Raw genomic sequence first — 12796 nt, forward strand, 5'->3', positions numbered from 1 at the left:
CACGGTAACGCTCAACCGCTGTCGCAAGATGTATGGACAAACGACATGGAGGCCGCCCATGCAGACAGGTACCGACGTGCCCCCGCAACGGGAGATCATCGGGTGTACCGACGCCCTCGGGCGCCGTCGTGCGTTCGAGGTGTACCTCAACGAGAAGGGTCGCGTCTGCTTCCGCACCCCGCCCGGTGAGTCCGCGCAGCTCGACGCCTTCCAGCTGGACGAGCTGATCAGCCACCTCACCGAGCTCCGCCGCTACATGCAGTGACGCGGGCACCTGAGCCCGTCGCCTAGAATTTCCGGCGATGACCAGCTCAGATCTGCGCCACCACGGTGACGTCGACGCCGCGCCAGGTCTCGCCGACTTCGCCGTCAACGTGCGGGTGCCGCACCCGCCCGATTGGCTGCGCGAACGGCTGGCCGCGGCGCTCGACGGACTCGGGCGTTACCCCTCGAAACCGGCTGAAGAACGCGCTCGTGAGGCCGTCGCACGCCGCCACGGGCGCTCACCGGACGAGGTTCTGCTGCTCAACGGTGCCGCGGAGGGCTTCGCGCTGCTGCCGAAGCTCGCGCCGCGCCGTGCCGCGATCGTCCACCCCGGGTTCACCGAGCCCGAGGTGGCTTTTCGCGATGCCGGAATTCCGGTCGAACACGTGCTGCTCGACGGCGACTTCCAGCTGCGCGACGTGCGGTCGGACGCCGACCTGACCGTCATCGGCAACCCCACGAACCCGACGTCGGTGCTGCACGAGGCCGTGAAGCTCAAGGCGTTGCCCGGCCGGCTGGTCGTCGACGAGGCGTTCATGGACGCCGTCCCCGGCGAGCCCGAGTCGCTCGCGCACGACCCCGAAGTGCTGGTTCTGCGCAGCCTCACCAAGACCTGGGGCCTCGCCGGCCTGCGCGCCGGCTACTTCCTCGGCGACCCGGAGACCCTCGCGCGGCTGGCGCACGGCCGGCCGCACTGGCCCGTGGGCAGCCTCACGCTGGAGGCGATCACGGCGTGCTGCGAGCCGGAGGCGCTCGAGCAGTCCGCGCGGTTCGCCCAGGAGGCCGAACGCCACGCGGCCTACGCGTTGGAGCAACTCCAAGACCTCGTAGTCGTTGCTCCGAAAGGGCCGTTCCTGCTGATCAGGGCGCCTAGAGGCACGCGACAAGCGTTGCGGGACAAGGGGATCGCGGTACGCCGCTGCGACACGTTCCCCGGACTTGACGACACCTACCTGCGCGTGGCGATCCGGCCGCCGGAGGAGTTCGCCGTGCTCGTGGACGCGTTGCGGGTAGTGATGGAGGAACTGGCTTGAAGCTCGCCGACGTGATCGCGGTCCTGGAGTCCGCGTATCCGCCGAAGACCGCCGAGAAGTGGGACGCGGTCGGCCTGGTCTGCGGTGATCCGCAGGAGGAGGTCGGCAGGGTCCTGGTCTGCGTCGACCCGACGTCGTCCACTGTGGACGAGGCGGTCGAACGCGGCGCGCAGCTCCTGCTAGCGCACCACCCGTTGCTCCTCAAGGGCGTCAACGGGGTTCCGGCCGACGACCCCAAGGGTGCGTTGGTGCACAAGCTGATCCGGAACGGCGCCGCCTTGTATTGCGCGCACACCAACGCCGACTCGGCTCTGCCGGGCGTCTCGGACGCGCTCGCGAAGGCCATCGGGCTCACGGTCACCGGCCCGCTCGACCCCTCGGCGGACGTGCCGGGGACGGGCTCCGGCCGCATCGGCGAGCTCGCGGAACCCGAGCCGCTCAGCGCGTTCGCCCAGCGGGTGGCCGACGCGCTGCCCGTCACCGTGCAGGGCGTGCGCGCGGCGGGAGACCCGGAACGCCTGATCACACGGGTCGCGGTGTGCGGCGGGGCGGGCGACGGCTTCCTGGACGTGGTGAAGCGCGCCGGCGTCGACGCCTATGTCACGGCCGACCTCAGGCACCACCCGGCTTCAGAGCACATCGAGTCCGGCGGCCCCGCGTTGGTCGACGTCGCGCACTGGGCCAGCGAGTGGCCGTGGTGCGAGCAGGCGGCGGAGATCCTGCGGCAGGCCTTCGGCGGTAGGGTCGACGTACTCGTCTCCACTCGCCGGACCGATCCGTGGACCGTCGGTGCGACGAGCACAGCAGCAGGAGGACATGCGTGAAAGCCGATCCCGCAGTGCAGCGCAGGCTGCTCGACCTGGCCGAGGTCGACGCCGAACTGGCGCGTGTCACCCACCGTCGCCGCACGCTGCCCGTGATCGCGGAGATCAACGAGGTCGAGCAGCAGCTGCGGACCAAGCAGGACGCACTGGTGGCCGTGGAGACGACGCTCACCGACCTCGACCGCGACGTGAAGCGCCAGGAGACCGAGATCGAGCAGGTCCGTGCCCGCGGGGAGCGCGACCGCAAGCTGATGCAGTCAGGCTCGGTCGGTGCCAAGCAGCTCACCGAACTGGAACACGAACTGGCCACCATCCAGCGCCGCCAGGGCGTCCTCGAGGACGACCTGCTGGAACTGATGGAACGCCGCGAGGCCGTCGACGCCGACGCGTCCTTCGCGCGCGTGGAACTCGACAAGGCCCGCACCGCCCTGGAAGACGCGAGCCGCCGCCGTGACGAGGCCCTCGCCGACCTGGAGTCGACCGAGACCCGCCGCACCGCCGACCGTTCGGTGATGGCGAAGGGCTTCCCGGACGACCTGCTCAAGGCCTACGACCGCCAGCGCGAACAGCGCGGCATCGGCGCGGCCCTGATCCAGTCCCGCCGTTGCGGCGCGTGCCGGATCGAACTGGACCGCAGCGCGGTGTCGAAGCTCAAGGAAGCCGCGGCCGACGAGGTCGTGCGTTGTGAGGAGTGCGGCGCGATCCTGGTCCGCACCACGGAATCGGGCCTGTAGCCCGCAAGATCCGGAACTGACGAGGGGACTGCCCGGCCGGGCGGTCCCCTTTTCTCGTCACTCGCCCCGCGTGCGACGCAGCCGCAGCGCCGAGACGAGGAAGAACACACCGCCGATCGCCGCGTAGCCGGCGAGGTTGCTCAGCGTCGCGTTCTCCGCGCCCGCCTGCAGGAAGAACGACGTGCCCGCGAGCGTGGAGATGGCACCGCTGATGATCATCGGCCACTGACCGCCGAGGCTCCGGCGAACGAGACCGGCCGCCAGCTGCGCCACGCCGGACACGACAGCCCATACACCCCACACCCGCAGCACGTCCGGAATCCCGGACGTCACGGCGAACGCCAGACCGGCCGCCGCGAGCGTGCTGACGGCGATGTTGGCGTAGAGAGCGGCGGAAGCCCGGCCTGCCCGTGCCGCGCGGCTGTCGACGACGATCGCGGCCACGTCGAAGAGCGGGTAGAGCACCAGCAACGTGCCGCTGACCGGCCCGATCTCGGTCCCGGTGAGGAACAGCAGCACCGCCCACACGATCGCGAAACCGAAACGGACCAGGTAGAGCGTGCGGAGGGCGGGGGCGAGGGTCGCGGATGGGGCTGCGTCGATGCTCACGAGGTGTCCTTGAGGTAGGGAGAACGTTCTTTCTACTTCGAGACTGTCAGCAGCCCGCCGACGCTGTCAAGACCGAACGTTCTCTCTGCTACCGTCGAAGGGGTGACCCGTACCGTCTCCGACGCCCGAAACCGCCTGCTGGGAACGGCCAGCGGCCTGTTCTACGCGGAAGGCCTGCACTCCGTCGGAGTCGACCGCATCCTCGCCGAGGCGAAGGTGACCCGCGCCACCATGTACCGCCACTTCGCGGGCAAGGAGGACCTGGTCCTCGCCTACCTGGCGGAGGCGGACAGGGCGACCCGCCAGAACGTGGAGGCGGGTGTGGCCGCGGCGACGAACGACGCGGACGCCGTGCGCGCCGTCGCGAGGGGAATCGCCGGGCACATCCAGATCGAGGGCTTCCGCGGCTGCGCGTTCCTCAACGCCGTGGCGGAGTACGCCGACCCCACGCATCCCGTGCACATCGCGGTGCAGGCACACCGCAAGTGGTTCCTCGACACCGTCACGGGTCTTCTCGCCCGCGTCGGCGACAGTCCCGCCGAACTCGACGGCCGGCACTTCGTCATGCTGCGCGATGGTGCGATGGCGGCCGGCTGCCTGGCGGATCCGGGCCCGATCGGCGACACGTTCCGCGAGGCGGTCGAGGGCATTCTCCGGGCCCGCACGTCACCTCAGGCCTGACGGGCGTCGGCTTCCAGCCAGGGAACGATCGCGGCGACGAAGCCGTCGGGGCTGGTCATGGGCCGGCCGTTCATGGCGGCGACCAGGTGACCGACGCCGAACAGGGCGTCCCAGGTGCGAGCCCGGCGGTAGGTGACGCCGGAAACGGCGCGACGGACGTTGTCCCAGCCGTGCCAGGCCATCAGCGCGGCGTCGATGGCGGGGTCTCCCGGCATGGCCATGTCCCAGTCGAGGACGCCGAGCAGCTTCCCGTCCGCCGACCAGTGCACGTTGGAACCGCCGAGATCGCCGTGCACCAAGGCATCGGGCACGGGTTCCAACGCCAGGGCGGCGTCCAGGCGCCGTTCTCCCTCGGTCCGCCACCGAACGGGCAGGCGAGGAAGGATCTCCTCGGCGATGACCGCCGACCACGACGGACCCTGTGCCCGATCGTCCAGGGCTGCCAGCAGCGAACCGCCGAGCGGCACTGAACGAACGGCCTCCAGCACCTCGGCCACCTGCGCGGGATCTCCGGCGCCTGCGGGCAGGGCGACGCCGTCGATCCACGACACGGCGACCGCGGCCCGGTCGCCGAACGTCGTCACGGGAGTGAGCGGCTCCGGCACCTGGAACGGCAGCCCGGCGGACGCCAGTTGCCGCAACACCTCCACCCGGCGGGGCATCGACACGGCGCCCAGCGGCCGCCTGCTCACCCGCACGGCGGCGACGCCGGGGATCAGCAGCACGTCGTGGACGTTGCCGTCGGCCGCGGCGAAGGCGCCGTCCAGCCTCACCTCAGGCAGTAGTGCGGAGGCGATCTCCAGCAGTTCCGGGGCGGCCTTGGTCATGTCCGGAACCTACAACGCGAGAGCAGGCTCGTTCGCCCTGGCCAGCCGCTGCGCCCGGTGCGCGAGGACGATCAGCACCGCGGGCACGAGCACGTCGTAGATCAGGATCCCGCCGGTGTTGCCCGGCGCGTGGTTGCCGGCCGCGAACCACTGGTGGACGTGCCCGATCGCCGCGCCCCACAGGAACATCCCGGCACCCAGGCCGACGAGCACGCGTTCCCTGGTGGTGGCCGACGCGGACGCGGCGCGGAAGGCCAGGACCGCGAGAGCGAGGTTGGCGAAGGCGATCTCGAACTCGAACGGGGTGCGGGCGAAGCCGATGGTGGCCGCCATCTCGTCCGGGACGGCGAGGAACGCGATGACGAGCCACAGGCTGCCGCAGCCGAGCGCGGCGCCGGCCCACCACCGCTGCCAGGTCTCGAGCTTCGCCGCGAGGGACGGGCTGTGGCGGGTGCGCACGACCGCGCCGACAACCGCGATCAGCAGCCAGAGCAGGGGAAACGAGGTCTTGGCGAGGTAGGAGTAGGTGTCCATGACCCGAGTGTTGCATGGTTAATATTAACCACGCAACATTGAGGTATGATCGACACGTGGACGACGGACTTGCTGACCTGTTGCACCGGGTCGTGTACCTGCTCGGAGAAGCCGCCCGGCAGCGGGAGGCCGACCAGGACGGGCTCACCTACAGCCAGATCCGGTTGCTGGGCACGCTGGAGGAGATCCAGCCGGCGACGCAGCACCAGCTCGCGCAGGCGTTGTCGGTGTCCGACCCGGCGATCAGCAGGGCCCTGCGGCCACTGGAGGCGGCGGGCCACGTGGAGGTCCGCGTCGACCCCGAGCACGCGCGCCGTCGTCTGGTCAGTCTCACCGAGGCCGGCGCCAAAGCGTTCCACGACAACGGGAAGCCGATGTACGACGAACTGCGCACCGCCCTGCTCGGCGCGGGCTTCCCCTACGAGCGGTACCTGAACGACACCCTCCGCCTGGCCGAGATCCTGGAGGACCCGCCGAGGCGGACCTGAACGGCCCGTCCATAACGCCGAAAGGGCGGATGCTCTTGGTGAGCATCCGCCCTTTCGGCGTTATCAGTGTCCGAGGGGGGACTTGAACCCCCACGCCCTTTCGGGCACTAGCACCTCAAGCTAGCGCGTCTGCCATTCCGCCACCCAGACTGATGTGAACAGAATACAGGGCGTCCGGAGGGGCCTGAACGCGGGGCTACGATCGGCCCGTGAAGGTGATCGTCGAGGCTGACGGCGGCTCGCGGGGCAACCCCGGTCCTGCTGGATACGGCGCGGTTGTGCGGGACAAGCTCACTGGCGAGACGCTGGCCGAGCGCAAGGGGTTCATCGGTGTCGCCACCAACAACGTGGCCGAGTACCAGGGGCTCATCGCGGGGCTCAGGGCGGCCAGGGAGCTGAACGCCGAGACCGTGGACGTGCGGATGGACTCCAAGCTCGTCGTCGAGCAGATGTCCGGGCGCTGGAAGATCAAGCACCCCTCGATGCAGCCGCTCGCTCGGGAGGCGCAGGAGGTCGCGGACGCCTTCGGGAAGGTCACGTACGAGTGGATTCCGCGCGAGCGCAACAAGCAGGCCGATCGGCTCGCGAACGAGGCCATGGACGCCGGGAACGAACCTCAGGCGAAGGCCGAAGGCGCCAAGCAGCCGCACTGGAGTGGCGCGATGGGGGAGCCCACGCGGGTGATCCTGTTGCGGCACGGGCAGACGCGGCTGTCGGTCGACCGGCGGTACTCGGGGCGGGGCGATCACCCGCTGACGGAGCTCGGGCTGGAGCAGGCGGAGAAGGCGGCGGCACGGCTGTCCAAAATGGACGGCATCGCGGCCGTCATCTCCTCGCCACTCCAAAGGGCGCAGCAGACGGCGGCGAAGCTCGCGGACCGGATCGGGCTGGAGGTCGTCACCCATCAGGGGCTCATCGAGACCGACTTCGGCACGTGGGAAGGGCTGACGTTCGCCGAGGCGAGCGCGCAGGACCCCGAGTTGCATCAGCGGTGGCTGGGCGACACGAGCGTGAAGCCGCCGAACGGGGAGAGCTTCGACGAGGTGCACGCGCGGGTGCGCAAGGCGCGCGCGGACATCATCGCGCGGTACGGCGGCAAGACGCTGGTGCTGGTCAGCCACGTCACGCCGATCAAGACCATGCTCCGTCAGGCGCTGGACGCCGGGCCGCAGTTCCTGTTCCGGATGCACCTCGACCTCACCGGCATCTCGATCGCCGAGTTCTACCCGGACGGGCCCGCGTCGGTGAAGCTCGTGAACGACACCTCGCACCTGGGGTGAGGTACTGCAAGGCGCTCGCCGCGGCCCTGCTTCGTCCGCGAGCTGTGAAAGATCAGCTGACCTTGCGCAGCCGGGGCGTCAGCGCCGCGGTGAACCGGTCGGCCGCCGCCTCCAGAGCGGCGGCCGCTCCGGGCGTGCTCACGTTCTGGTCCAGCACGAACTCACCGCGCACCACCTGGTCCGCGCCCTTGGCCGCGAGCAACGGGTGCAGCGCGTAGTCCATCGCCACCAGGAAGCCCTGGCTGCCACCTGTCGCCAGCGGCAGCACGGCACGCCCGCGCAACGCCTTCTTCGGCAGCAGGTCGAGCAACGCCTTCACCAGCCCGCTGTACGCCGCGCGGTACACCGGCGAGGCCACCACCACTCCGTCCGCGGACAGCACGCTGCTCACGGCGTCGGCGATCTCCGGATCGCGCAGGTCCTCGGTGAGCAGCGACAACGTCGGCAACGACCGCACGTCGAGCAACGACACGCGGTGCCCGGCGGCCCGCAGCTGCTCCTCCACGAACGACACGACGACACCGGTCGGCGCGGAGTGGGACGGTGCACCGGAGATGATCAGCAGATCGGACATGACAAGGCACTCCCTGAGGTCGCGGGCACGAAGAACGCACTCAGCGGAGGCAACACAGGCTTGCTGCCACGCGGCCGTAGTCGACGTGGCGACGTCGTGTCATGCCCGAAGTCAACCAACGTCCGCACCGGTGGACAACCACTCCCAGCGGCTGGGATATCCTCACCAGCGCGGATGAGTCGGCAGGGCGGCCGCGGCACGCGAGTGTCGAGGAAAGTCCGGACTCCACAGGGCAGGGTGGTTGTTAACGGCAACCAGGGGTGACCCTCGGGACAGTGCCACAGAGAACAGACCGCCTCGGCGAAAGCCGCGGTAAGGGTGAAACGGTGGTGTAAGAGACCACCAGCGCCCCAGGTGACTGGGGCGGCTAGGTAAACCCCACCCGGAGCAAGGCCAAGAGGGCACCGGATCGCAAGTGATGGTGCTGCGCGAGCGTTCGAGGGCTGCCCGCCCGATGCTCGCGGGTAGGCTGCTAGAGCCTGTCGGCAACGGCAGGCCCAGATGGATGGCCGCCGACTGGGACCTCGGTCCCACGAACAGGATCCGGCTTACATGCCGGCTCATCCGCCTGTATGCATGAAGTCATGCTCTCGCATCTGGAATGCGCCCGTTGCGGCCGCGAACACGACGCCAACGCCGTCCAGAACCTCTGCCACGAGTGCGCGTCGCCACTGCTGGCGCGCTACGACCTGACCGAGGTCGGCAGGCCCACGAACGACAACTCGCTGTGGCGTTATCGCGACGTCCTCCCGGTCCGCGACCCCGACCCGGCGTTCAGCCTCGGCGAGGGCATGACCCCGCTCGTCGCGTTGCCGGCACTGAGCCGGGCACTGGACGCGAACGTCCTCATGAAGGACGAGTCGCTCATCCCGACCGGCTCGTTCAAGGCCCGTGGCGCGGCGGTCGGCGTCGCCAGGGCCAAGGAGCTCGGCATCGAGGGCATCAAGATGCCGACCAACGGCAACGCGGGCGCCGCCTGGGCCCTGTACGCGGCGCGCGCGGGCATCCGCAGCGTGATCGCGATGCCCGAGGACGCCCCGCTGATCACCCGCGAGGAGGTCGAGGCGAGCGGCGCCGAGCTGCGGATCGTGCCGGGCACCATCGCCGACGCCGCCAAGGCCATCGCGGACGTCGACCTGTTCGACGCCTCCACGCTGCGCGAGCCCTACCGCATCGAGGGCAAGAAGACGATGGGCTACGAGATCGCCGAGCAACTCGGCTGGCGCGTTCCCGACGTGATCATCTACCCGACGGGTGGCGGGGTCGGCCTGATCGGGATTCACAAGGCGCTGCACGAGATGCGCGAGCTCGGCTGGATCGACGGCAAGCTGCCGCGCCTGGTCGCCGTGCAGTCCACCGGGTGCGCGCCGATCGTGAAGGCGTTCGACGAGGGCAAGGCGGAATCGACCTTCTGGGACGCCGCCTACACCGACGCGTTCGGCATCAACGTGCCGAAACCGTTGGGGGACTTCATCATCCTCCAGGCCATCAGGGAAACCAATGGCACGGCGGTGGCGGTGACCGACGAGCAGATCGCGGCCGACCGCGCCGAGACCGCCCGCCTCGAAGGCGTGTTCCTGTGCCCGGAAGGGGCCGCGACGATCAGCGCGGTCCGGTCACTGCGCGCGGACGGCTGGCTCAGCGCGGAGGACGAAGTGGTCGTGCTGAACACCGGTGCGGGCATCAAGTACCCAAGTGTCCGCCTCTAAGTCCCTTGTTGCCCCAAGGGTGTTACAGAATTACGGCCGTTCGAGTGGTGCGCCCGCGGTAAAAGTCCACTCTCGGTATCACGGCGAATAACGCCAGATCCTCCTGTCAGACGGTCGGCCCCTGCAGCCGGCCGTCCCCAAGGGAGGGAACAGACATGCAACGCAAGCTGACGGTGGTGCTGGCCCTGTCCAGTCTCGTCACCGCGGGAGTGGTCGGCGTCGCGACCGCCGACGCCACGGAATTGCCCGTCTACGGGGTGAAGAGCTCCGGTCTCGACCAGGAACAGGCGCAGAAGCTGCAACGGGCGTTCGGACTCAAAGACGTCCAGAGATCCGAGGCGGGCGCGGTGTCCTTCGCGGACGAGCAGCGCTACCAGTACTTACCCACTGTCGACAAAGGACAGGGCAGGCCCGACGAGGACGGCAACGCCACCACGCAGACCGCGCTCGACACCGAGGCGATCAAGCGCATCAAGACCATCCCCGCGGAGGACGCGGCCAAACGCGCGCAGGAAGGCCTGAGAGCAGCGGGTGTGCTGCCGGCCAACGCGACGCCCAGCGCGCAGTACACGACGTTCGAACTGTCGGACACCAACGGGCGCAACGCACTCACGGCCAATCTCGACACGAGCGTCTCGTACACGTTCCAGCTCGACGGCCTTCCGCTGGAGGGCGAGGGCGCGAACATCCGCGTCTCGTTCGACGCGCAGGGCGTGACGGCGGTCAACCACGCCGCCCGCACCTACGACAAGGCCGGCACCGTCAAGGTGAACGACCTCGAGTACGGCGCCAAGCTGTGCCAGAAGTACCTGGGCGCCTCGGTGAAGCCCGAGGTGAGCTACGTCTACGTGGCCCCGCCGCTGGAGGAGAAGGTCGACAAGATCGAGCCCTCGTTCCGCTGCGCCGGTCGCAACGACGACGGTGGCGCACCCCAGGCCATCACCCTGCCCGCCGCGGTCGGCGCCGAGCTGCCGCAGCCGGGACCTGGCCAGGAGCCGCGGCCCGAGCAGCAGTTCAAGAGCCAGGCGGTCGGCACCCAGGTCGGCAGCGAGGGCACCGGCAACTGCTCCGGCCTGCCCAACACCGTCGCCAACATCGGCACCTTCAACACCGAGGCGAGCAACCACGGCATCGCCCGCGACTTCAGCTGGCTCAACGCCAACGCGTGGGAGAGCGACTTCAAGGACCCGGCGTTCGCCGGCGGTGACGACACCAACTGGGCCGACGACGTGGACCTCACCTACTGGCAGGGCCACGGCTCCGGCACCGGCTTCTACTTCACCGGCTGCTCCAACCACACCGACAACAAGCTCGCGAACACGGACGCGCGCTGGGGTCAGAACGACGTCGAGTGGATGAGCCTCTTCACCTGCCTGATCCTGGAGGACAGCACCGGCGGCCAGACCTGGGCGCAGCGCTGGGGCCAGGCTTTCCGCGGCCTGCACCAGATCAACAGCTTCACGACCGTCAGCTACAACTCCGCCAATCACGGCGGCAAGTTCGGTCACTACATGTGGCGCTCGCCGTTCCTGTGGTGGAACAACCCGATGAAGGTCCGCGACGCGTGGGCGCAGGCCAGCATCGACACCCAGCCGGCGTCCGTCCGCTGGGCGACCATGGGCCCCGTCACCTCGTCGGGTGGACTCGGCAACTTCAACGACTACTTCTGGGGCAAGGGCACGGGCGTCGGCCCTGACTACGCCTCGACCGGCCTGTTCTGGCGGATCTCCGGCGCCTCCTAGGAGCCGCACGCCCGACGAAGCCCGGTGACCTCGCGGTCGCCGGGCTTCACCGGTTCGCCGGCCGCCCCGAAGGCATCCTCAGCACGGGCCGGAACGGTTCCCCCGAGTTGTAGAGCTCCTCCAACTCGGTCACGTAGGCGAGCACCGCGGGATTCACGATGTCGGCGAGCGAGCGCACCCCCGCCTGGGGCTCGTACGAGGCGAGGTAGGTGGCCGCCGCACGCGCGCGCTCCAGCACCGACCTGTCGAAGTTGATCGTCCTTTGGACCCGGCGCCGGGATTGCGTGCTCTGCCCGGTAGGCTCGTCCACGCCTGGAGCATTAGGGGAGGCTGTGATTCCGTCCACACTTCCGTCCGGCACGAGGTCAGGTTCGAGCATGGGCGAATCTCCTCGGAGTCGTCGCTCCGGATTGCGCCCGCTGTGTCCGTCACAGGGGTCGCGAACCGGCCGATCAGGGCGTTCACATGGATGTACACGTGCGTGTGTTTAGGACGCACGCACTGTGGGTGACCAGGGCGTTCGCAGTCGGGTGAACCTTGCCAGCGACGGAGAGAATCTCGATCCGGGTGTTCCCCACTGACGTCTCCTCAGTGATGATGTGTCGGCCAGATTAGACGTAATTCCTCCCAGGGGGAACGGCCAGATGATCTACACCCCGCAGCAACAGCCCCACACGTCGTGACGAACTCGTGTTCTACTCGTAGCGCAAGCCCCAGCGCACTCTGGAGTAAGAAATGACCGCCATGGACCTGGTGACACTCGCTCAGCAGCAGCCGACGGTGCCGGGCACAGGCAATGTCCGGAACTGGATCCTGGACAACATCGTCCCGCTGCTCCTGCTGACCGTCGCGCTGCTCCTGCTCTGGCTCGGAGGTGGCAAAGGTGACAACGCGGGTGTCATGCGCCGCCTCGGTGGCGTGATCGTCGCACTGGCCATCATCGGCCTTGCCGTGACGACCGACGCTGGCGCGAACATCGGCCAGTGGCTCGCCGGTTTGTTCGTCGGAGGCTGACACGTGCGGGTTCGCACCGACGACGAGGTCTACCGGGTCGACGCCGTCTGGCTCGGCCCGCCCAAAGCGACTTTCCCCTGGCGCGCGCGATACGTCGCGTGGGGCGTCGGGATCGTCGTTTTCCTCGTCGTACTCACGATCGAACGGCAGATGGGCGTCGGGTTCGGGTTCTTCTCGACCGCGTGGGCCCTCGTCGCGACGATCATCCTCACCCGTTTCATCACCCAGCGGATCAGCCATGAACGGCCTCTCACGGCCGTCATGTCGATGTGGGTCCGCGAGCTGACGGCACCTCGAGAGCGCACGGCAAGCACCGGCGGAGCGGCCAGTGCCGCCCGGATCCGGGTCAGTCCGCAGCGGCCTCGTCCCAAGTTGAGCAAGAAACAACAACGACGGGCGAGACAGCAGGCCCAGCCCCGCCGGACGTCAGACAGCCGTAAGAAGGAGGTTCGCGGTGTTCGGACGCCGGCGAGACCGTGACC

The 12796-nt window shown here is 69.0% G+C and carries 16 protein-coding genes, 1 tRNA gene and 1 other RNA gene; 12 read left to right on the plus strand and 6 right to left on the minus strand.

Annotated elements, in window-relative coordinates; translation table 11 throughout:
- Nucleotides 1–58: 58 nt before the first annotated feature.
- Genes ACIQF0_RS30125 through ACIQF0_RS30140 form a run of 4 tightly spaced genes read left to right on the plus strand, consistent with a single transcriptional unit; the run spans nucleotide 59 to nucleotide 2856 of the window.
- Complete coding sequence (locus ACIQF0_RS30125; RefSeq protein ID WP_030472678.1) at nucleotides 59–265, plus strand: hypothetical protein; 207 nt, start codon at nucleotides 59–61, stop codon at nucleotides 263–265.
- A 37-nt stretch (nucleotides 266–302) separates the two neighbouring features.
- A complete protein-coding gene (gene cobC, locus ACIQF0_RS30130) occupies nucleotides 303–1298 on the plus strand; it encodes an Rv2231c family pyridoxal phosphate-dependent protein CobC (RefSeq protein ID WP_401034813.1) in 996 nt (331 codons plus the stop codon).
- Nucleotides 1295–2122: a Nif3-like dinuclear metal center hexameric protein gene (locus tag ACIQF0_RS30135; protein WP_401034815.1), complete on the plus strand. Its 828-nt coding sequence runs from the start codon at nucleotides 1295–1297 to the stop codon at nucleotides 2120–2122. Before cobC ends, ACIQF0_RS30135 begins: the two co-directional genes overlap by 4 nt.
- Entirely contained in the window at nucleotides 2119–2856 is a 738-nt protein-coding gene (locus ACIQF0_RS30140; RefSeq protein WP_360037390.1) for a C4-type zinc ribbon domain-containing protein, read from the plus strand. The genes ACIQF0_RS30135 and ACIQF0_RS30140 overlap by 4 nt, the downstream gene beginning before the upstream one ends.
- Nucleotides 2857–2913: 57 nt before the next feature.
- Here the strand turns inward: ACIQF0_RS30140 and ACIQF0_RS30145 are convergent, their stop codons facing one another.
- Nucleotides 2914–3465 carry a hypothetical protein gene (locus ACIQF0_RS30145; protein ID WP_401034818.1) on the minus strand — a complete coding sequence of 184 codons (552 nt, stop codon included), beginning with the start codon at nucleotides 3463–3465 and terminating at the stop codon, nucleotides 2914–2916.
- 102 nt (nucleotides 3466–3567) lie between these two features.
- Here ACIQF0_RS30145 and ACIQF0_RS30150 point away from each other — a divergent pair, with 102 nt between their 5' ends.
- Nucleotides 3568–4146, plus strand: a complete 579-nt coding sequence (locus ACIQF0_RS30150; protein ID WP_401034821.1) for a TetR/AcrR family transcriptional regulator — start codon at nucleotides 3568–3570, stop codon at nucleotides 4144–4146.
- Here the strand turns inward: ACIQF0_RS30150 and ACIQF0_RS30155 are convergent.
- Together ACIQF0_RS30155 and ACIQF0_RS30160 are read right to left on the minus strand one after the other, a co-directional pair.
- Complete coding sequence (locus ACIQF0_RS30155) at nucleotides 4137–4973, minus strand: aminoglycoside phosphotransferase family protein (RefSeq protein ID WP_401034824.1); 837 nt, start codon at nucleotides 4971–4973, stop codon at nucleotides 4137–4139. The genes ACIQF0_RS30150 and ACIQF0_RS30155 overlap by 10 nt on opposite strands.
- Before the next feature lie 9 nt (nucleotides 4974–4982).
- Nucleotides 4983–5507 (minus strand): DUF6790 family protein, encoded by a 525-nt coding sequence (locus ACIQF0_RS30160; protein ID WP_401034825.1) that lies wholly within the window; start codon nucleotides 5505–5507, stop codon nucleotides 4983–4985.
- A 56-nt stretch (nucleotides 5508–5563) separates the two neighbouring features.
- Here ACIQF0_RS30160 and ACIQF0_RS30165 point away from each other — a divergent pair, with 56 nt between their 5' ends.
- Nucleotides 5564–5995 carry a MarR family winged helix-turn-helix transcriptional regulator gene (locus ACIQF0_RS30165; RefSeq protein WP_401034828.1) on the plus strand — a complete coding sequence of 144 codons (432 nt, stop codon included), beginning with the start codon at nucleotides 5564–5566 and terminating at the stop codon, nucleotides 5993–5995.
- Between the two features lie 67 nt (nucleotides 5996–6062).
- On the opposite strand, the gene ACIQF0_RS30170 is transcribed toward ACIQF0_RS30165, so the two are convergent.
- Nucleotides 6063–6145, minus strand: a tRNA-Leu gene (locus tag ACIQF0_RS30170).
- Between the two features lie 65 nt (nucleotides 6146–6210).
- Between ACIQF0_RS30170 and ACIQF0_RS30175 the strand changes: the two genes are divergently transcribed.
- A complete protein-coding gene (locus tag ACIQF0_RS30175; RefSeq protein ID WP_401034927.1) occupies nucleotides 6211–7275 on the plus strand; it encodes a bifunctional RNase H/acid phosphatase in 1065 nt (354 codons plus the stop codon).
- A 52-nt stretch (nucleotides 7276–7327) separates the two neighbouring features.
- Here ACIQF0_RS30175 and ACIQF0_RS30180 read toward each other — a convergent pair whose 3' ends face one another.
- Entirely contained in the window at nucleotides 7328–7849 is a 522-nt protein-coding gene (locus tag ACIQF0_RS30180) for an NAD(P)H-dependent oxidoreductase (RefSeq protein ID WP_401034829.1), read from the minus strand.
- Between the two features lie 175 nt (nucleotides 7850–8024).
- Here ACIQF0_RS30180 and rnpB point away from each other — a divergent pair.
- The 3 genes from rnpB to ACIQF0_RS30195 all read left to right on the plus strand — a co-directional run bounded on the left by rnpB (nucleotide 8025) and on the right by ACIQF0_RS30195 (nucleotide 11300).
- Nucleotides 8025–8416: RNase P RNA component class A (rnpB, locus tag ACIQF0_RS30185), an RNA gene on the plus strand.
- Between the two features lie 17 nt (nucleotides 8417–8433).
- Complete coding sequence (locus tag ACIQF0_RS30190; protein WP_401034831.1) at nucleotides 8434–9558, plus strand: threonine synthase; 1125 nt, start codon at nucleotides 8434–8436, stop codon at nucleotides 9556–9558.
- Nucleotides 9559–9713: 155 nt separating this feature from the next.
- Nucleotides 9714–11300 (plus strand): DUF6345 domain-containing protein, encoded by a 1587-nt coding sequence (locus ACIQF0_RS30195; protein ID WP_401034832.1) that lies wholly within the window; start codon nucleotides 9714–9716, stop codon nucleotides 11298–11300.
- 46 nt (nucleotides 11301–11346) lie between these two features.
- Here ACIQF0_RS30195 and ACIQF0_RS30200 read toward each other — a convergent pair whose 3' ends face one another.
- The gene (locus ACIQF0_RS30200; protein ID WP_245822284.1) at nucleotides 11347–11610 is read right to left on the minus strand and encodes a hypothetical protein; all 264 of its coding nucleotides are present in this window, start codon (nucleotides 11608–11610) and stop codon (nucleotides 11347–11349) included.
- Between the two features lie 425 nt (nucleotides 11611–12035).
- Between ACIQF0_RS30200 and ACIQF0_RS30205 the strand changes: the two genes are divergently transcribed.
- Together ACIQF0_RS30205 and ACIQF0_RS30210 are read left to right on the plus strand one after the other, a co-directional pair.
- Nucleotides 12036–12314, plus strand: coding sequence for a hypothetical protein (locus ACIQF0_RS30205; RefSeq protein WP_176960163.1), 279 nt, complete (start codon nucleotides 12036–12038; stop codon nucleotides 12312–12314).
- 3 nt (nucleotides 12315–12317) lie between these two features.
- Nucleotides 12318–12794: a hypothetical protein gene (locus ACIQF0_RS30210; protein WP_319980082.1), complete on the plus strand. Its 477-nt coding sequence runs from the start codon at nucleotides 12318–12320 to the stop codon at nucleotides 12792–12794.
- Nucleotides 12795–12796 lie beyond the last annotated feature (2 nt).

It is taken from the genome of Lentzea sp. NPDC092896 (assembly GCF_044754905.1).
Lineage (GTDB): Bacteria > Actinomycetota > Actinomycetes > Mycobacteriales > Pseudonocardiaceae > Lentzea.

Excerpts from the sequence above, each read along its gene's own strand:
- ACIQF0_RS30155 (WP_401034824.1), bottom strand. The coding sequence starts at position 4,973 with ATGACCAAGGCCGCCCCGGAACTGCTGGAGATCGCCTCCGCACTACTG.
- ACIQF0_RS30195 (WP_401034832.1), top strand. The coding sequence starts at position 9,714 with ATGCAACGCAAGCTGACGGTGGTGCTGGCCCTGTCCAGTCTCGTCACC.
- ACIQF0_RS30205 (WP_176960163.1), top strand. The coding sequence starts at position 12,036 with ATGACCGCCATGGACCTGGTGACACTCGCTCAGCAGCAGCCGACGGTG.
- ACIQF0_RS30160 (WP_401034825.1), bottom strand. The coding sequence starts at position 5,507 with ATGGACACCTACTCCTACCTCGCCAAGACCTCGTTTCCCCTGCTCTGG.
- ACIQF0_RS30190 (WP_401034831.1), top strand. The coding sequence starts at position 8,434 with ATGCTCTCGCATCTGGAATGCGCCCGTTGCGGCCGCGAACACGACGCC.
- ACIQF0_RS30180 (WP_401034829.1), bottom strand. The coding sequence starts at position 7,849 with ATGTCCGATCTGCTGATCATCTCCGGTGCACCGTCCCACTCCGCGCCG.
- ACIQF0_RS30125 (WP_030472678.1), top strand. The coding sequence starts at position 59 with ATGCAGACAGGTACCGACGTGCCCCCGCAACGGGAGATCATCGGGTGT.
- cobC (WP_401034813.1), top strand. The coding sequence starts at position 303 with ATGACCAGCTCAGATCTGCGCCACCACGGTGACGTCGACGCCGCGCCA.